This is a genomic window from Paenibacillus sp. CCS19, from assembly GCF_033239625.1.
In the GTDB taxonomy this organism is placed as follows: Bacteria; Bacillota; Bacilli; order Paenibacillales; family Paenibacillaceae; genus Paenibacillus_T.
The window spans coordinates 44,159-61,146 of record NZ_BTCK01000039.1 but is presented as its reverse complement, the minus strand read 5'-3'; the positions used below and the strand labels follow the sequence as shown (position 1 = coordinate 61,146).

17 protein-coding genes are annotated in these 16,988 nt (G+C 52.2%); 6 read left to right on the top strand and 11 right to left on the bottom strand.

What is annotated here, in order from left to right:
- Nucleotides 1-206: 206 nt before the first annotated feature.
- The 8 genes from SBI19_RS22555 to SBI19_RS22520 all read right to left on the bottom strand — a co-directional run bounded on the left by SBI19_RS22555 (nucleotide 207) and on the right by SBI19_RS22520 (nucleotide 8,804).
- Nucleotides 207-1,751 (bottom strand): putative amidoligase domain-containing protein, encoded by a 1,545-nt coding sequence (locus SBI19_RS22555; RefSeq protein ID WP_317971776.1) that lies wholly within the window; start codon nucleotides 1,749-1,751, stop codon nucleotides 207-209.
- Between the two features lie 113 nt (nucleotides 1,752-1,864).
- Nucleotides 1,865-2,428 (bottom strand): outer spore coat protein CotE, encoded by a 564-nt coding sequence (locus SBI19_RS22550; protein WP_317971775.1) that lies wholly within the window; start codon nucleotides 2,426-2,428, stop codon nucleotides 1,865-1,867.
- A 261-nt stretch (nucleotides 2,429-2,689) separates the two neighbouring features.
- Nucleotides 2,690-3,667 (bottom strand): alpha/beta hydrolase, encoded by a 978-nt coding sequence (locus tag SBI19_RS22545; protein WP_317971774.1) that lies wholly within the window; start codon nucleotides 3,665-3,667, stop codon nucleotides 2,690-2,692.
- A gap of 93 nt (nucleotides 3,668-3,760) precedes the next feature.
- Nucleotides 3,761-4,888: an alpha/beta hydrolase-fold protein gene (locus tag SBI19_RS22540; protein WP_317971773.1), complete on the bottom strand. Its 1,128-nt coding sequence runs from the start codon at nucleotides 4,886-4,888 to the stop codon at nucleotides 3,761-3,763.
- Between the two features lie 223 nt (nucleotides 4,889-5,111).
- Nucleotides 5,112-6,074, bottom strand: coding sequence for an aromatic acid exporter family protein (locus SBI19_RS22535; RefSeq protein ID WP_317971772.1), 963 nt, complete (start codon nucleotides 6,072-6,074; stop codon nucleotides 5,112-5,114).
- A gap of 30 nt (nucleotides 6,075-6,104) precedes the next feature.
- The gene (locus SBI19_RS22530) at nucleotides 6,105-6,950 is read right to left on the bottom strand and encodes an ABC transporter permease (protein ID WP_317971771.1); all 846 of its coding nucleotides are present in this window, start codon (nucleotides 6,948-6,950) and stop codon (nucleotides 6,105-6,107) included.
- Complete coding sequence (locus SBI19_RS22525; RefSeq protein WP_317971770.1) at nucleotides 6,934-7,767, bottom strand: ABC transporter ATP-binding protein; 834 nt, start codon at nucleotides 7,765-7,767, stop codon at nucleotides 6,934-6,936. The genes SBI19_RS22530 and SBI19_RS22525 overlap by 17 nt, the downstream gene beginning before the upstream one ends.
- Before the next feature lie 20 nt (nucleotides 7,768-7,787).
- On the bottom strand, nucleotides 7,788-8,804 hold the full coding sequence (locus SBI19_RS22520; protein ID WP_317971769.1) for an ABC transporter substrate-binding protein: 1,017 nt from the start codon (nucleotides 8,802-8,804) through the stop codon (nucleotides 7,788-7,790).
- Between the two features lie 295 nt (nucleotides 8,805-9,099).
- Between SBI19_RS22520 and SBI19_RS22515 the strand changes: the two genes are divergently transcribed.
- The gene (locus SBI19_RS22515) at nucleotides 9,100-10,245 is read left to right on the top strand and encodes an ATP-binding protein (protein WP_317971768.1); all 1,146 of its coding nucleotides are present in this window, start codon (nucleotides 9,100-9,102) and stop codon (nucleotides 10,243-10,245) included.
- A 75-nt stretch (nucleotides 10,246-10,320) separates the two neighbouring features.
- Here SBI19_RS22515 and SBI19_RS22510 read toward each other — a convergent pair whose 3' ends face one another.
- Nucleotides 10,321-11,838, bottom strand: coding sequence for a carboxypeptidase M32 (locus SBI19_RS22510; RefSeq protein WP_317971767.1), 1,518 nt, complete (start codon nucleotides 11,836-11,838; stop codon nucleotides 10,321-10,323).
- A gap of 127 nt (nucleotides 11,839-11,965) precedes the next feature.
- On the opposite strand from SBI19_RS22510, the gene SBI19_RS22505 reads away from it, so the two are divergent.
- Nucleotides 11,966-12,286, top strand: a complete 321-nt coding sequence (locus SBI19_RS22505) for an iron-sulfur cluster biosynthesis family protein (protein ID WP_191203193.1) — start codon at nucleotides 11,966-11,968, stop codon at nucleotides 12,284-12,286.
- 12 nt (nucleotides 12,287-12,298) lie between these two features.
- Nucleotides 12,299-12,877: a beta-class carbonic anhydrase gene (locus SBI19_RS22500; protein WP_317971766.1), complete on the top strand. Its 579-nt coding sequence runs from the start codon at nucleotides 12,299-12,301 to the stop codon at nucleotides 12,875-12,877.
- 43 nt (nucleotides 12,878-12,920) lie between these two features.
- Here the strand turns inward: SBI19_RS22500 and SBI19_RS22495 are convergent, their stop codons facing one another.
- Entirely contained in the window at nucleotides 12,921-13,460 is a 540-nt protein-coding gene (locus tag SBI19_RS22495) for a DUF309 domain-containing protein (protein ID WP_317971765.1), read from the bottom strand.
- 121 nt (nucleotides 13,461-13,581) lie between these two features.
- Between SBI19_RS22495 and SBI19_RS22490 the strand changes: the two genes are divergently transcribed.
- Together SBI19_RS22490 and SBI19_RS22485 are read left to right on the top strand one after the other, a co-directional pair.
- A complete protein-coding gene (locus SBI19_RS22490) occupies nucleotides 13,582-14,016 on the top strand; it encodes a hypothetical protein (protein WP_317971764.1) in 435 nt (144 codons plus the stop codon).
- Between the two features lie 8 nt (nucleotides 14,017-14,024).
- On the top strand, nucleotides 14,025-14,303 hold the full coding sequence (locus SBI19_RS22485; protein WP_317971763.1) for a YxcD family protein: 279 nt from the start codon (nucleotides 14,025-14,027) through the stop codon (nucleotides 14,301-14,303).
- 80 nt (nucleotides 14,304-14,383) lie between these two features.
- Here SBI19_RS22485 and SBI19_RS22480 read toward each other — a convergent pair whose 3' ends face one another.
- Complete coding sequence (locus tag SBI19_RS22480) at nucleotides 14,384-14,974, bottom strand: kinase (RefSeq protein ID WP_317971762.1); 591 nt, start codon at nucleotides 14,972-14,974, stop codon at nucleotides 14,384-14,386.
- A gap of 287 nt (nucleotides 14,975-15,261) precedes the next feature.
- On the opposite strand from SBI19_RS22480, the gene SBI19_RS22475 reads away from it, so the two are divergent.
- Nucleotides 15,262-16,761 (top strand): putative glycoside hydrolase, encoded by a 1,500-nt coding sequence (locus SBI19_RS22475; RefSeq protein ID WP_317971780.1) that lies wholly within the window; start codon nucleotides 15,262-15,264, stop codon nucleotides 16,759-16,761.
- Nucleotides 16,762-16,988: the final 227 nt, after the last annotated feature.

Here is a 16,988-nt window from a genome sequence, read left to right as displayed (position 1 = left end):
CACGAAAACGCTCGGTGTAGAGCGAATCCGTGTGGGGTTACCACGCATAAATCCGTTCTATCGCCATGAGTTTGACTCTGCGACCACTGTTAGTGGGGTATTACCACACCTTTCTGACGAAAACGCTAGGTGTAGTACGATTAGGTGTGGGGTTACCACTCTTAATCTCGTCCACCATCGCCTAGATGGCGACAGCATCACATGCCTCATGTCGCAAATGGCCCGACTCGCCATTTGCGGCGAATATCGGCGGCGGTATCCCATACTGTACCGGAACGTGCGGCGGCGAACAAAGGCTTAATCCAGCGAGCATACGTTGGATAGGAAGGCGCCTTGGCAAGCTCTTCGGCTATGGCGTCAAGCTGCCTTGCAAGAACGATTCTGTCGCCGCGATAGAACGCATCCTCCACCTGTTCCGGCAGCAGCGGCGGGGCTGGAAGCGACCATGTATCCTGCGCGCATAGCAGCGCAAGCGCGAATGCGGCCTTCGCCGCTGCCGGGGAGACAAGCCAGCTTGGCAGCGTGCGATATTCGAAGCCGCCATGCGGCTGCTGTCGGTAGTCCCCGAGCATGCCGTAACGCGGTCGCCGTCCGCTATCCGACTCAATCATCGCGATGGGCAGCCCCACATAGCGGTCCAACTGCCTCAGCAGACGGCTGGTCAACGGAACTCCGCTAAGATGAATATGTCCGCCGAGCGCGATACCGCTGACAGGCATCGCGCCTGCCGCCCATAGAAGCGATGCTTCCTCTCTCACCTTCGCATCCGCCCGAATGAGCTGCCTACGGACGTTGGCAGCGAGTTCATCCGGAGACGAGGCGGGATCAGGCCGAAGCTCGCCAATCGGGTACATGAGCCGTTGACCGATGAGAAGCGCATCAGCCCCAGCGCCTCCGCCAACGCCGAAATAACGTTCGGCTGACGCAATGCGTCCATTCGGCTTAAGAAGCACAAACTCAGGGTCTGCGCCAATTAAAACTCGCTTGTTCGGTTTCCCTGCCGTTGATATGGCATTCGCATACATGGTTTGGAATCGCTCAACTGCATCTGCCCAAATCAATCCTTCCCTTTCGCGAAACGAAGGAACTGATTGAACCGCCAGCGCAGCCGTCCTGCCTTCCCCATCAATCGCGACAACCGCGACTCCTAAATCAAGACCTATCGAATAAAGCGCTCGAATGGCTGCCCGGCTGACGCGGCGAAGAGCTGGATCTGCTGCCATTTGCTTCGTCAGTTCTTGACCGTTAATTGCAGCTCGAGTAGAAGTCATACGTTCACCAGCAATCGTAGTTGCAGCAATGGCGGCAGTTGATATAGCAGAGGACATGCTTTTTACCCCTTTATCGATCGAAAGCCATCGTTCCATTGCAATGACTTCCAGATGAAACACGGAGACGGCGTACACACGCCAGCCATCGCGAAGCGCTTCCTGAACGGATTCCCGCCAATCCGATATCCCCCGATCGACGATCGGCGCATGACGAAGCAGCCCTGCACGCGACCATCGGCGGGCGATTTCTGCTTGATCGATCCTCAGTTGTGCAGCAGCCCCTGGAGCCAGGAGCGTCCAAGCAGCGGCATTTGAACCTGCACAGCTCAGCTTCTCACTTCCATCCCTTCGCACTCTTGGTGATCCGCTCACAACGATAAGTGCATCATGCGAATCGATGTGAACGGGATCCGATGACCCCGCTCGATCATCCCACACCAACACGCGAACATTCACTGGAAGGTGCTCTTCCGCCGGCATCGGTCCCGCCCCCTTCCGCAGCATCTGCCCAAAAAACAAAAAGAGGGCTGGCGCCCTCGTATTCGCCGCATCCGGCGCATATCCTATATTGTAAACTGTCCCCTGAAGACAGCTTACACTTCATCATCGAGCAGATCCGGATCAAGATCTTCGAAGTCGCCGTCATCGCCGAGCGAGTATTCCAGATCTTTACCGTAATCGTCGATGCCGCCTGGGATGCAGGCAACCGTAACTTTCGTCTCGGCAATCATTTCCACAGCAAATTCACGCTCAACCCGAATGATGACGCTCGAACCGCTCGACGAGATGTTCGCTTCGATGCAGTTCGGCTCCTGCGTAGCATCAGCTGACACTTCCTCTGTCGTTGCGCGATGCTTCGGGTCTACATAAGAAAGCGGGATATTCTCCACATAGGAGACCGTCTCTTTTGCAACCTCGGTTTGCGAGTTTTTGCTGTAAGAATACCAGATGTTAATATCGTAAGTACCAATTACCTCGATACCGTCGCCCGATCGAACCGCTTCATATTGGTGGTTGATAATCCACGCGCCGAGAATGCTCGTGGGGTTATGAGGCGGAGTCACGGTATGGGATACGGTGGAAAACTTACGACCTTTGCCGCAGACAGCTTTCGTAATAATCTCTCTGTATTGAAGCTGTTTATCTGCAAGTGCCATCGATTATAACCTCCTCCATACAATCATTCACTTAAAGTGTATGCAGGACATAGGCTTTTGTTGATTAAACGAGCGGGACTTCACCCATTTAATTTCACGGCACCTGCGCCTCGCGAGACTTCTACTTCAGAGATTAGCCACCGTATCCGCTAACGTCCGCGAACACCACGCCTAGTCTGTTGAGAACCGTCCTTCTGGTATCATCTATATGCGCGGCAATCTCATCCTATGTACAGCTAAGCGAGGCTCGCAAGGAATCTTCTATTGAAAGATCGATTGGGCAAAATAGTACAAGCCCGTCTTCCACACCGGCCAATCGTGCCATCCGTCAGCATATTCGAACCAGGTGTGCGGCACATTCTTTTCCTTCAAATAGGCTTCCGTCCGCTCGCTGACATTCAGCAGGTTATCATGATCACCGCACAACAGCCACAGAAGCTTCAACTGCTTGGCTGCATATTCAGCGTCAGGAACTAGCTGCTCAGGCGACTTCGTGTTCGGAGCAGCGGAGAACGCCCCGATCCACGCGAATTTATCCAAATGGGCTAATCCGATGTTAAGCGACTGTCCTCCGCCCATGGAGAGCCCTGCGAGCGCGCGGTTCTCCCGCTTCGTCTCGACCGAATAATGCGATTCGATGTATGGAATAAGGTCGTTGATCAAATCATCCTCGAACACTTCAAACGCCTTCACTTTATCCGCAGCGAAAATATCCCCTTCCGCCCGATCGTTCGTCATCGCACGACCGTTCGGCAGCACCACGATCATCGGCTTGAGCTTGCCGTCGGCGAACAGATTGTCAAGAATGACTTCCGGGTGCCCGTTGCGATGCCATTCTTCCTCGTCTCCGCCAATGCCATGCAGCAAATAGAGAACATTATATTTCTCGTCCTCGTTATATCCAGGAGGTGTGTACACGAGCATCTTCCGCTTATTGCCGACCGTCTTCGAATCATACTCCACCGTTTCGATGGACCCATGCGCAATATCATTCCGCTGCTGATCGTAGCCGACAGGAGGAAGCTCGATGATAGGAGACGCAGAATCCCCGACCGAACCTTGCTGCAGATCGTTCGATTCGCTTGCGTTGGCAGACGCTTGAACACGATCATCGGCAGCCTCGGCAGTACTCGCGTCTGCCGTTTTATCCGAGGAATCATTCACCTGGGATTGGACCTTCTGTTCGGATTGGGAGGACTCCTGCTCCTGCAGCCCTTCCGAGTTTCCATTCCATTTCATTACGACGATCACTCCTATGATTATTAGGATTGCGACTGCTGCCGCTCCGTATATTCTCTTCAAATGCATGTGCTCACCTATTCCATTGGCAGCTTATGCTTGAAACAAGCGCTGCAGCAATTCATATGCGCTCTTGCGCCATACCGTCCAATCATGATAGCCCGGGCATGTATACAGGGTGCATGCAATACCTAATGTCCGAAGCTCCTCATATTGCCTTACGATCGGCTCATAACCGCCCTCTTGCTCTCCCATTGCAAGGAACAGCAGTTTCACCTGCGAGTTGAAAGCTTCGCCATCGGCGAAACGTTCTCGGTGATCGAACAAGCCGTGGCCCTTGTGTTCCATGCTGCCGCTGAACATCCCTATCCAGGCAAACAACTCCAAGTGTTTGAATGCTGTGTGCAGCGTCTGGTACGCTCCCATCGATAACCCTGCCATTGCCCGCGAATCACGGTCAGTCAACACGCGAAATTGCCGCTCGATAAACGGAATACAGTCCTGCGTGAGAACGCTGTCAAAATCGCCTGGAAGAAAATCGCTAGTCTCTTCATCTTTAAACGCATAACCGCTGTTCATGACAACAATCATTTCCTTGCACTTGCCTTCAGCGAGCAGATTATCGATCAAATAGTTGATTTTCCCCTGCCATATCCAGCCGGTTTCGTTCTCGCCTCCGCCATGCTGCAGATAAAGAACGGGATAGCGCTTTTGTATATTTGAATCATAGCCCGGCGGTGTATACACCCAGCAGCAGCGCGTTCTGCCTGTTACCTTCGACTCGTAATGCTCCATACGAATCGATCCATGAGGAACCTCTCGCAGCAAATACGCATCGAAAGAAGGATCCGGCACCTCCAGGAAATTGACAGGCTGAAAACCGCCATATCCGTAAGCGGTTAAAGGGTTCGTCGTAGAGACGCCATCCACCACGTAATGATGGTAATGGAAGCCTGGCGGAATATCATGAACGTCAACCGTCCAATACCCGTCCTCTCTTCGATGCATGTCATACTCCCGCCCCATTAAACCGGCTACCTTCACTGCATTGGCTGCAGGAGCGAAGAAGTGAAATCGGATTCCACCGTCTTCGAGCGCCTGAGCGCCCTTTTCCTCCTTCGCATAAGGAATCCGATTCAAATTACGGTCAATCTTTGACCATTCGACCTTTCGGTCCAGCGGATCAAAAAACAAAGCATGGGAGTAAAGTGCCTGATTCATCTTTGAAACTACCTCCTATCGTCATTCGCATAAATGGTTTCAATCCATATAAAATCATAAAAAAGGTGTGACGCCTTAAATCAACTATAAACCACTTCATTCCAGCGACAACCTTACGATATGTGGTTTTCAACTTGAAAAAACCATGCACCCTAAGGTACATGGTTCGATCAAATCAACTGAACAACAGACATGAACAGCTGACGGGAATCCAACGTTAGAGCTATGATGGCATAACAACAGCTTGTTTCTTCTTCATCTGCTTCGCTGCGATCAAGTAGCGGTCCAGCTCTCGGCACAGCTCCAGCAGCGAGGCGCGAACCTCGAACTCCTGCCTTGTCTTAGGCAGCTCCATTGCGCGAAAATCTTCTCTTAGGCGAGCCAGCCGCCGTTCGGCTTCTCCGACATACACATCGCTCTTCACGTCATCAACGAGCCCTTCCAGCACCTCGGCGATCTGTTCGCCTTGCGGCACAGACTCATAAACGAAAGCAAGCAGGACGAGCATATGTTGGATCGAATCGAGCTGCTCCTTCCGCATGCGAAAGTAAACTTCCCAATAATTCTCGCCGCGGCCAAACCGATTTTCTCGTCCTACTGTCGCACGGGCCGCACCCATCCTGATCGCATTGTGCACATCGAGCAGCTCCTGCCCGTCCCATACGTGAGCAGGATTGCGAAGCGTCATAGCCATGTGGATGAAAATGCCCGCGAATGCCTGCTCGGTGTCAGCGCGCAATCGCAGCAGCCTTTTCTCCTCCGTCGGCATGTAGATGAGATTAATAACCGTCGCCCAACCTAGGCCGGTTATCAACAGCATGATTTCGTTCCCGATCAGAGTCGTCGTAACTTCACCGGCACCAAAGACATGAAAGACGATAACGGACGATGTGACGATGCCATCCTTGAGATGGAATCGCGACAGAATCGGAAACGTCAGCATAATGAAGATGGCGACTACCCAAATATGAAAGCCGAGTGTTTCGAATAAGATAGATGCAAAGAAAAGTCCAAGCACAGAAGCGACAAATCGAACAAAAGGCAATTGAACGCCGCGCATGCGGGTAACTTCAACGCCTAAGATCGCAAGAATGCCCGCCGATAAGGGCGGGCTCAGCTCCAAGTATGCTGCTGTATATATCGCAGCCAATGCGGCTAGCGCTGTCTTCACGACACGAATACCCATTGCCTTACCACCCTCTATTTTCCTCCTATCCTACCGCTCCCGCCTGCCGCCCGTCAACCTGCGCTCCAGTATCGTGACAAGCTGATACATTACCGTAGCAACGATCGCAATGATCACAAGACTTGCCAGCACAAGCGTGAAGTTAAACACTTGGAAGCCATAGATAATGAGGTAACCGAGGCCAAGCTTCGCAACGAGAAATTCGCCAACCATTACGCCAACCCAAGACAGACCGACATTTACCTTAAGCGTCGAGATGATGACGGGGAAGGAAGCGGGAATGATGACGTACCAGAACGTCTGGAGACGCGATGCGCCGAACAGGCGAACGACCTTCACCAGTCCCTCCTCCACTTCCCGAAACTGGTTGTATATGTTAAGCGTCGTAATAATGACGGTGACAGACAGCGTCGTTACCACGATCGACGTAAATCCAGGGCCTAGCGCCACGATGAAGATCGGGCCTAGCGCGACTTTCGGCATACTATTCAATACGACCAGATACGGATCAAGCACGCGCGAGACAAAAGGAAACCACCAGAGCAGCGCAGCAATTAACGTGCCTATCAACGTGCCAAGCACAAAGCCAACGACCGTCTCTCCGACTGTCATTCCTACGTGAGACCAGATCGAGCCGTCCCGTATCATATCGAGCAGTAAATTCCCGATTCGCGAAGGAAAGCTGAACAGCAGCGGATCGATCCACTTGTTGCGCCCCGCCGCTTCCCATAATCCGATGAACAAAATAAGGATGACTGCTCTGACAAGCATGACCGCAATCGTTCGCCGTCTGGAGCGGGATTTATGCAAGGCATATAGCCCTGTCAGCCATTCCGAATTCGTTTCCCGTGACGCTGCGTTAGACTTTCTCGTCATGGTGACCGTTCCACTCCTTCCGGACATCGACGGACGATGCCGCAGCTTCTTCCACATCCATCTCTTCCCACAGCTGCTCGAACAGCGGTTGGAACGATGGATGGCGGCGTGCCTCCATCGGTGACGTGCGCCGAAGCTCCTCAGGCACCTCCAGCGCAAGCCGAATGCGGCCGGGGTTGCGGCCGAGCACGATAATGCGGTCGCTCATCGCCGCTGCCTCGGCGAGATCATGCGTCACCAGCACAGCGGTCTGACCGCGGCGCCGTATCGTATCCCACACCAAATCTTCCAATTGCAGCTTGATGTGCATGTCGAGCGCCGAGAATGGCTCATCGAGCAGCATGACATCCGGCTCGGTTGCAAGCGTTCGCGCAAGCGCGACGCGCTGCCGCATCCCGCCGGAAAGCTCGCGCGGATAGCGCAGCTCGGTCCCGCTTAGCTCAAGCTCCTGCAGCAGTCCCCGTACCCTGCTCTTCGATTCAGACGTGAGCTTGCCGTTAATCGCAAGCCCGATCGCGGCATTGTCTTGAATGTTGCGCCAAGGGAACAAATAATCCTGCTGCAGCATATAACCGACGGAGGCAGAAGGCCCCTTGACAGGAGCACCCCCTATTGTGACTTCCCCTCTCGTCGGCCGCAGCAGCCCTGCGATCAGATGCAGCACGGTCGTCTTGCCGCAGCCGCTCGGACCGACCAGACTGACGAATTCGCCCTGGCCTACGGTCAGGTTGAGCGATTCGACGGCGAGCGATGCGCCGCCGTCGTTCACATACACATGCGTGACGTTGTGTAGACGAAGCTTGCCAATGTCCGGCATCCCCGCCGCCCCCTCATTCACTATTTGACTGACTTGATCGCTTCATCTGCATAAGTCGTCGTAACGAGCTTATCGTACGGAGCGCGCTCCTTCAGTTCGCCAGCGGAAGTCATCACGTCGAGCAGATTGTTCCATTCCGTCTCGTCGACGATCGGATCGGATGCATAGGACCCTTGCTGTTTATAACGGTCGATCGCGCTGATCGCGATCGCACGATCCGTATTCTCGAAGTAAGGCAGCACAACGTCAGCGATTTCTTCAGCGGAGTGCGAGGCTACCCAGAGCTGCGCGCGGTGAATGGCGTTCGTAAACTTTTGCACAACATCCTTATTCTTATTGATATAGCTCGATTTCGTCATGAACACCGTATATGGCAGATGTCCGCTCTCAACGCCGAACGAAGCAACAACGTAGCCTTTGCCTTCTTTCTCGACGATCGATGCCTGCGGCTCGAACAGCTGTACATATTCGCCGGTACCCGACAGGAAAGCAGCCGGAATGTTAGCGAAGTCGACGTTCTGAATGAGATTCAAATCCTTCTGCGGATCGATGCCATGTTTCTTGAGCGTGAATTCGCCTGCCATCTGCGGCATGCCGCCCTTGCGCTGCCCGAGGAAATCCACCCCTTTGAGCGACTGCCAGTCGAAGTTGTCGATCGGCTTGCGCGCCACGAGGAATGTACCGTCCGTCTGCGTCAGCTGTGCGAAGTTAATAACGGGATCATCCGAGCCTTGCTGGTACACATAAATCGAAGTTTCCGAACCGACGAGCGCAACATCAATCGTGCCGGACAGCAGCGCTGTCATTGTTTTGTCGCCGCCAGGCGTCGTCGTCAATTCAATGTCGATGCCTTCGTCTTCAAAATAACCGTTCGCAATCGCCACGTACTCCGGTGCATAGAACAACGAGCGTGTAACTTCCCCGATCGTCACCTTCGTCAAATCGCCATTTGACTTGCCGCACGCTGCGAGCAGCGACACCGCCATGACGACGGCAAGCGCAGCCGACAGCCAGCTCCTCCTAAATTTCACCTTCATCCCTAATCCCTCCGCGTATTCGATGCAATATGTTGTACTCCAACCTATGCATGGGCAGGTGCGGAGGTGCCATCTGCCTATGGATCATCAGATTGCCATGCAAACGCGATAATCCGAAATAGCTGATGAAGGGCAGCAAAATCCACAATGACAGCGCCTCAACGGCTCGAAATGATTGCAGGGATACCTTTTTTTAATGAACGCCGGTTCACAAACCTTTTATTTACAATCGATGAATTCCATTGTAATATTGAGTTACGTAATTACGAAATTAAATAAAAAGAGGTGTGGATGAATGAGTCAGCCCCGTAATTTCGAGCAGGAGCTGGACCAGTTGCACAATGAGTTTCGCGAGCTCAAACAACTAGTTCTTAGCCTGCACGACTCACGCAGCAATCCACTATCAGCAAACATAACAAGTCATAACAAACGTACTGAAGAGCAATTATCCTGTACACAACCGCAACATGACGGCCAAGACAGCGAGTTGCACTATGCTGGCCGGTACGCTTCCGCCGAAGGAACAACCGTATGGACGCCGCAGCGTCGCAGCATTAATCAGCTGCTCGACCTTGATTCCGACAAATCATCAAAAATCATCGGCGCACTCGGCCACAAACAGCGTCTCGACATTATGAAAGCCGTATTGGCCAAGCCAATGACCGGACCGGAGCTCGTTGAGCTTCTCCAGATGGGCACAACTGGTCAGCTCTATCATCACACCAAAGCATTAACGGGAGCTGATCTTCTACGTCAGGATGAACGCGGCGGCGCCTATTTCGTCCCTGCCCATCGTAAGCTTCCACTGCTGCTGCTGCTCGCCGCTTCCTCCGATCTGCTGGATACGAGCGACTACCTGGCGATGACCGAGCTGCGTTCGCAAGCATCTCAATTATTCAACAAGACAGAAGACAGCTACGACCCGCATCATCTGCTGTATGCCGTCATTGCCAATGCCGTTCTGGAGCACAAGGCTGGCTATTGTTCCAGAATCGATATCTTCCTTCACAAGGACGGCAGCGTAACGGTGTCCGATAATGGGCGTGGAATCCCGATTCAGGAATATGAATGTTCCGGCAGGTCGATAGCACAGACAGTCATGACCGACATGAGCGAGGTCAGGCTTCGACCAAGCGCTGCTCATCTAGCTCCTGGTGCTGAAGAAGGCATCGATATTCCAAGCGTTAATGCATTCTCCCAGACGCTATCGCTTGAGATTCGGAATGACAATCGTGTATATCGCCAGGACTATCGCTACGGCATTCCTCAGACCGAACTGCTGACGATCGGTATAACGGAAGAAAGTGGAACAAGCCTCACCTTCCGTCCAGCTGCCGATCTATTCGGTTCTACATTCGATCTTGAAGTCATTTCCCGATACACGGCTGAGCTGCAAGAAGCGAATCCTACGTTAGCCATTCAGGTTAGTGCAAATCGTTAATTGGTCGGCTGATCACTTATATTCACGCATACAAAAAAAGGCACCATGCGCGCAGCATGGTGCCTTTTCCCATTCTTACAGCTTGTAAATTTCTTTATACTTCCGCTCCAAGTATGTCACGAGATGCGATGGATCAAGCGGCTTGCCGGTCGTGCCGACGATAATCTCCGACGGCGTGCGAGCCTTGCCCCACTTGTACACCCGCTCCGTCAGCCATTGCTTGATCGGAATGAGGTTGCCTTCGCCTACAAGCTGCCAGAAGTTCGGAAGCTCCCGCTCCAGCGTGTCAGCGATTTGCGCGGCATACATGTTGCCGAGCGAGTACGAAGGGAAGTAACCGAACGCGCCGCCCGACCAGTGGACGTCCTGCAGCACTCCTTCGCTATTGTTGCTTGGCACAACGCCAAGATACTCACGGTACTTCTCATTCCAGATCGCAGGCAGATCCTTCGCTTTCACGCCTTCATTGAAAATCAGCTTCTCGATCTCATAACGGATAATGATGTGCAGATTGTACGTCAGTTCATCAGCTTCGATCCGAATGAGGGAAGGCTGAACGACGTTCGTCGCCCGATAGAAATCTTCCACGGGCACTTGGTCGAATTGGCCAGGGAATCGGCTGCGCAGATCGCCGTAGTAGCGTTCCCAGAACGGACGGCTGCGGCCGATCACATTTTCCCAGAAGCGGGACTGCGACTCGTGAATGCCCATCGAAGTGCCCGTTGCAAGCGTTGTGCCCGTCAGCTCCTCCATCAGGTTCTGTTCGTACAGCGCGTGACCGCCTTCGTGAATCGTACCGAACAGCGCACTCGTCACGTCGTCCGTCAAATAGCGTGTCGTGATGCGAACGTCGCCTGTGTTAAGTCCCGTGGCAAAAGGATGCACGCTTTCGTCTAAACGGCCCGCTTGGAAATCAAAGCCCATCTGCTCCAGGATGAACAGAGAGAACGACTTCTGCGCATCCTTCGCATATTGCTGACGCAGGAATCCCGTGCTCGGCTCATGCGGCGAGGCTGCAATGGCTGACGCCAAAGGCACAAGCTTATCGCGCAGCCCGCCGAATACACGGTCGAGCTCGGCAACGGTCATGCCTGGCTCATACTGATCCAGCAGCGTATCGTAACGAGTCGCTTTCACGCCCCAGAGGTCGATGAATTGATTCGTGTATGTAATAATTTTATCTAGATAAGGCTCGAATTCCTCGTAGTTGCCCTTCTCTTTCGCTTCTTCCCATGCCGACTCCGACTGCGAAGTAAGCACGACATATTCCTGATACAGCTTCGGCGGAATTTTCACGCTTCGATCGTAATCCTTGCGCGTCTCTGCGACTAAACGGCGATCGAGATCGTTAAGCTGAGCGTTAGCATCCTTCTCTTCCAAACGCGTCAGCAGTTCGCCAAGCTCGCTTGAGGTCGCAAGCTTGAAGCTCTCGCCTGACAAGACGCCAATCGCTTCCGAGCGAGTGTTCAGCCCTTTGCGCGGGGCGCCTGTACGCATGTCCCAATACAGAACGGCGAGCGCCTCCTCGTAGCTCTTGATCTCCTTGATTTTGTCTTTAAACGTCTGCAGTGTTTGCTCGTAAGCGGTCGTCATCGAACATTCCACCTTTCCTTGATCATCCATTCTACTTGATCATACTTTTTGAACAATTTATAATCAACTTTAATGCCATAATAAAGATGCAAATAAAGAGATAAAATTTTGGCGGGAGGAGAAACGCATGCACATCACGTTTACCCCTTCGGCGCAGGCGGCGCTCGCCCCCTATCTGGCCGACGGCAAACATCAACTGAAGCTGCATTATGACACAGAGGGCTGCGGTTGCGTGGTCAGCGGTGTTCCCCAGCTTCAAGTCGTTGAGAACGGCCTGGACGGCGATGCGCTGGCAGAAGGCGATCCGTTCGCATTCTGGTACGAGCCAAGGTTTGAAGTATTCTTCGAGCCGAAGATGCGCATTCACTACGACGAGAGCCGTTATGCTTACAGCCTGACGAGCGACAGTCAGATCTACACAAACCACTTAAGCTTCGTGCAATTATAGGAGGTAATGACAATGACACAACTTCAAGAGATTATTGCGTTTAACGAGAAATTCGTAGAAGAGAAACAGTACGAGCCTTACATGACAAGCAAGTTTCCGAATAAGAAGATGGTCGTCGTCACGTGTATGGATACGCGTCTGACGGAGCTGCTGCCCAAAGCGTTGAATATCCATAACGGCGATGTGAAGACGATCAAAAACGCAGGCGCAATCATCACCCAGCCTTTCGGCAACATTATGCGTTCCGTTCTCGTCGCGCTTTATGAGCTTGGCGCAAGCGAAGTCATGGTCATCGGTCACCACGACTGCGGCATGACAGGCATCAACCCTGAATCTACGGTTGGCAAAATGGTCGACCGCGGCGTAGCGGATAACACGATTACGACGCTCAAAAACTCCGGCCTCGACCTGATGCGCTGGCTGCGCGGCTTCGACAACGTGCACTCGTCCGTCGAGAACAGCGTTAACATCATTCGCAACCATCCGTTGCTCCCGCCGGGAACGCCTGTTCACGGTTTGATCATCGATCCAGAGACAGGCAAGCTTGACCTTGTAACGGCAGGCTATGAGATTGCAACAACGAATGCTTAATGAATAGTTAGAGTAACAAAAGGAACGTTCCGAGCCCGTTGGCTTAGGAACGTTCCTTTTGTTTGTTCAAAACCGCTTGTCGACGCGCAGCGATGACCTCGCTTCGGTCGCGTGTCAGATGCCGCTGAATGACCGCTTCATCAATGTCCGAGCTTGGCGTCCCCCATCGCCAGCCGCGCTCCGCGCACTGCTTCAAGCACGTCTCCCGCAGGTGCGGGTCGATGATCGGGAGCTCCATATCCGTGTAGGGATAACTCGCGTCCGAAGCTAAAGCATCGCGCCGCTGCGCCAGATCGCGCAGCATCGCTTCGGCATCCAATCCAAGCTGCTCCAGCTTATCGGTGGTGAGGCGAGTGAGCGCCGACGACCACATTTTGACCGCACCGGCCGTATTGCCTCTCCGATGATGATACAGCCCAACCGCCACTTGAATGAGACCGTGCCATGTATTCGTCAGTTCCTCGCCTTGGTGCGCCTTCCAATACTCCTCCAGCAATTCATGGCATTCGAAATAATCGCGTGTTGCATGAAATTCGGACAAATAGGATATATATGATAGCGGATAAGATGCTGCCATCTGCATGACCATCCCCTCCTCTTTATGTAAATTACGCAATAAATGAAACCACCGTCCATTGTAGCCGTATTAGGACAATATCGCAACGAGAGCCTTTCTTAAGGGCTAACTACAGGAGGAGATTGTTTTGTTTAAGAAGTTTGTTGCAGTATTCATGGCTTTCACCTTGTTGTTCGTGCTCGTGAATCAGACGGCAGACGCCAAGCCGCGCGGTTCGATCAAATCGCCGAAGAAGAGCTACACGCAGACGCCTACAACACCGAAGACCGATAATAATGTAAGTCAGACGAATCCCGGTACGAAGACTGGTACGACTACCGGTACGACTGGCAAGACAACAGCGAATCGCGGCTTCTTCAGCGGCGGCAGCTTCATGAAGGGTCTAATGATTGGCGGTATTGCAGGACTGTTGTTCGGCGGACTGTTCTCGAATATGGGCTTCCTCGGCAACCTGATTGGTCTGCTCATGAACATTATGGCCATCGTCGCGCTGATCGCGTTGGTGCGTTTCGGCATTCGTTACTTCAGAGATCGACGCCATTCTTATAACAGAAGGAGATAAGGATCGCGATGCGTATATTCACGGACGAGATTATTAATGCCGTCTGCTTGAACATCGGACGCCGCAAGGGCATTTCACCTACAGAGGTCGAGGTGCAGCTGTCGTGGGATGAAGAATACGGTTTTACGGCTGAAGTATGGGTCGAGGGGCGCAGCCAGTACCTCGTCGAGGCGAATCTGTTAGAGGCCATTGAGCGGTATATGCTGGAGCAGTACCAGATGCGCGTGTTCCGATCGCAGATTACGCTGGATGCAGACGAAGAGTTCTGGGCGGATATCGCCATTTAGTTCATTGTGAATGAGCAGTGCAGGGATTGTTCCTGTGCTGCTTTTTTATGCTAATGCAAGGAATAAATCTATACTTAAGGTTAGGAAAAGATCACCATATCGGCATGTGTTCGAGGTTGTACCGTATTCAAATAATAGTCTTCAGCTTTCCAGTATCTTAATTTAAACTTATCAAGATTATGCTTTGAACTTGCGGTTTCACGGTCGAATCGTTTCTCCCGTGCACATTCCAAATAAATAATGAAATCGAAGTACTCTCGCCACGGTGAACGTTGAAGAAATACACCCTCAATAATAATAATGCAGTTGCTGTTCATCGTAACCGTCTTCATTTCTACCTTATCCAGTTCAGAGTTGTAGTAGGGGATGCTTATTTCTTGTGCATGGCTTAACTTTGATAAGAACTGTTGCTGTATAAACGCTACATCCCATTGAAGGTAATAATACTCGTACCATTGTTCAAAACCTGTGTCGTATCTTTTATTGCGTTCCACGATGTGATCGTCAATATGAAAGATGCAAACTGGCTTTTGTCGTGCAATTAGTTTTTGTTGCAAATCATTAACCAACGTCGTTTTTCCTGCACGACTTAGTCCATCAATTCCAAGAATGAATCGGTCCTTCTTGCATTGATTCATAATGATTTCGGTTACTTCATCTAAATCATACATCTATCTAATAAACCTCCGTTCGAGTCAATGATAGCCGCTCTGCATGTATTCAATTGTTAATAACGTTAGATCAATTCAAAATGTTTCCACATGTACGATACTCCTCCTCTGTCGATTTCCTGTTACCACGATGAGCAGCATCGCATACGTTCATTTACAGCCTATCCCCTATTAGGTCCCCTGCTTGTCCCGTTGATCCGGTATCATGTATTGGACTCCCCCACCATATAGTTATGGTGAACCTGTCACACCAGCAACTGTTAAAGGGGAGCACTGCTGTGAAAAAAATGATCGTCTTAGGTTTGCTTAGCGCACTGTTGTTGTTTACCGCCTCTTGCAGCTCGTCCGATTCATCAACTACGCCGTCCGACACGCCAGCAGTCTCAACGCCAGACAACACAGACACAGACAACCCTGCCGCTGATCCAGAAGGACCAACAACGACCAACCCGCCCGACGAACAAGTCGATACAACGGCACCAACGGATGAACCTTCCACCGATGGCCCAGCTGCAACACCAACACCTGACACGCCGGCTGCACCACCTGTACCACCAGGCTTCGAGTATCCCGATGCGGTTCGCGGCGTCTATGTGACCGGCTGGTCCGCCGGCGGCGAGCGTATGCAGACGCTGCTGAAGCTGCTGGACGATACGGAATTGAATGCGATGGTCATCGATATCAAGGATGACGACGGCTATATAACTTTCAAGCCTGAAGGCGACCTGGCGGAATTCGGGCAGCCGTATATACGAGACCCCGAAGCGCTGCTGAAGACCTTGCAAGAGCATCATATTTATCCGATTGCCCGCATCGTCGCCTTCAAGGATAGCGTCTTGGCGAAGAAACGCCCGGAACTGTCCTATGTGCTCGACGGCAAAGTATGGCGCAACGGCAACGGAGACGGGTTCATCAATCCGTTCTTGAAAGAGAACTGGCAGCATAACGTCGATGCCGCGATACTTGCCGCTAAGCTTGGCTTTCAAGAAATCCAGTTCGACTATGTCCGATTCCCCGAAGGATTCGAAAGCCGAGATAAAATCCTTCAATATTCGATGGGCGAATACAAAGACAAGAAACCAACGAAGTTCGTTGAGCAGGAGAAAGAATATGCGGAAGCAACTGCGAAGTACAAGGAAGGTTTGACGCCGCTGCAGGCTGCGTTTGATCAGGCTTCAGCCGATTACGAAACCAGCAAGACTGACGAGACCAAGAAAGCGTTGGATGACGCCAAGAAGGCGCTGAGCGACTATAAGAAGACGGAGTCCAAAGCGCCGGACTTCAGCGAGAAAGCGCGGTACACGCAGCTTCGCGTTGATGCTGTCACAGACTTCGTTCAATTCGCGCGGGAGCAGTTGAAGCCATACGGCGTTAAAGTGTCGGTAGACATCTTCGGCTACTCCGCGACTTTACCTGAAGCACCGGGCATCGGGCAGAACTTCAGCCGGATTTCATCGAATGTGGACGTCATCTCCTCCATGATTTATCCAAGTCACTGGAGCGACGGCTACTTCGGCATCAAGCATCCTGACACTGAGCCCTATCGACTTGTGCAGGAGTATGCGAAGCGGGAGAAAGAGAAGCTTACCGCGCTTGCCGCCCCGCCAATTTCGCGGCCATGGATCCAAGACTTCACCGCCTCCTGGCTGGCCAAAGGCAGCTATATTAAGTACGGTAAGGATCAAGTCGATGCACAGATTCTAGCGCTGAAGGATGCCGGCATTCATGAGTATCTCATATGGAATGCGAATAATCGTTACTCAGCAGGAGTGGTATACACGCCATAATACGAGTTGGGAAGAACCGCGCGATGGCGCGGTTCTTTTTTTGTTTGAGCTCGCCAGCTAAGCATTGTCGTCGTCGAAGTTGTAACGGTCGCTATTGTGGCTATGACGTAGTAAACGTTGAATCGGCGCGCCTAACGGATGCTATTGCGGCTATTCGAGCGAACAGCGGCATTTTGACCAGATAACCGGCCTGTTAAGCACTTCTGCAACCGTTACACTCGCTAATG

Bases quoted from the DNA above. Each gene is read 5' to 3' on its own strand.
- SBI19_RS22525 (WP_317971770.1), bottom strand. From the start codon at position 7,767: ATGCCGGACATTGGCAAGCTTCGTCTACACAACGTCACGCATGTGTAT.
- SBI19_RS22480 (WP_317971762.1), bottom strand. From the start codon at position 14,974: ATGTATGATTTAGATGAAGTAACCGAAATCATTATGAATCAATGCAAG.
- SBI19_RS22510 (WP_317971767.1), bottom strand. From the start codon at position 11,838: ATGACGACCGCTTACGAGCAAACACTGCAGACGTTTAAAGACAAAATC.
- SBI19_RS22535 (WP_317971772.1), bottom strand. From the start codon at position 6,074: ATGGGTATTCGTGTCGTGAAGACAGCGCTAGCCGCATTGGCTGCGATA.
- SBI19_RS22530 (WP_317971771.1), bottom strand. From the start codon at position 6,950: ATGACGAGAAAGTCTAACGCAGCGTCACGGGAAACGAATTCGGAATGG.
- SBI19_RS22475 (WP_317971780.1), top strand. From the start codon at position 15,262: ATGATCGTCTTAGGTTTGCTTAGCGCACTGTTGTTGTTTACCGCCTCT.
- SBI19_RS22515 (WP_317971768.1), top strand. From the start codon at position 9,100: ATGAGTCAGCCCCGTAATTTCGAGCAGGAGCTGGACCAGTTGCACAAT.
- SBI19_RS22540 (WP_317971773.1), bottom strand. From the start codon at position 4,888: ATGAATCAGGCACTTTACTCCCATGCTTTGTTTTTTGATCCGCTGGAC.
- SBI19_RS22545 (WP_317971774.1), bottom strand. From the start codon at position 3,667: ATGAAATGGAATGGAAACTCGGAAGGGCTGCAGGAGCAGGAGTCCTCC.
- SBI19_RS22485 (WP_317971763.1), top strand. From the start codon at position 14,025: ATGCGTATATTCACGGACGAGATTATTAATGCCGTCTGCTTGAACATC.
- SBI19_RS22555 (WP_317971776.1), bottom strand. From the start codon at position 1,751: ATGCCGGCGGAAGAGCACCTTCCAGTGAATGTTCGCGTGTTGGTGTGG.
- SBI19_RS22550 (WP_317971775.1), bottom strand. From the start codon at position 2,428: ATGGCACTTGCAGATAAACAGCTTCAATACAGAGAGATTATTACGAAA.
- SBI19_RS22495 (WP_317971765.1), bottom strand. From the start codon at position 13,460: ATGCAGATGGCAGCATCTTATCCGCTATCATATATATCCTATTTGTCC.
- SBI19_RS22505 (WP_191203193.1), top strand. From the start codon at position 11,966: ATGCACATCACGTTTACCCCTTCGGCGCAGGCGGCGCTCGCCCCCTAT.
- SBI19_RS22500 (WP_317971766.1), top strand. From the start codon at position 12,299: ATGACACAACTTCAAGAGATTATTGCGTTTAACGAGAAATTCGTAGAA.
- SBI19_RS22520 (WP_317971769.1), bottom strand. From the start codon at position 8,804: ATGAAGGTGAAATTTAGGAGGAGCTGGCTGTCGGCTGCGCTTGCCGTC.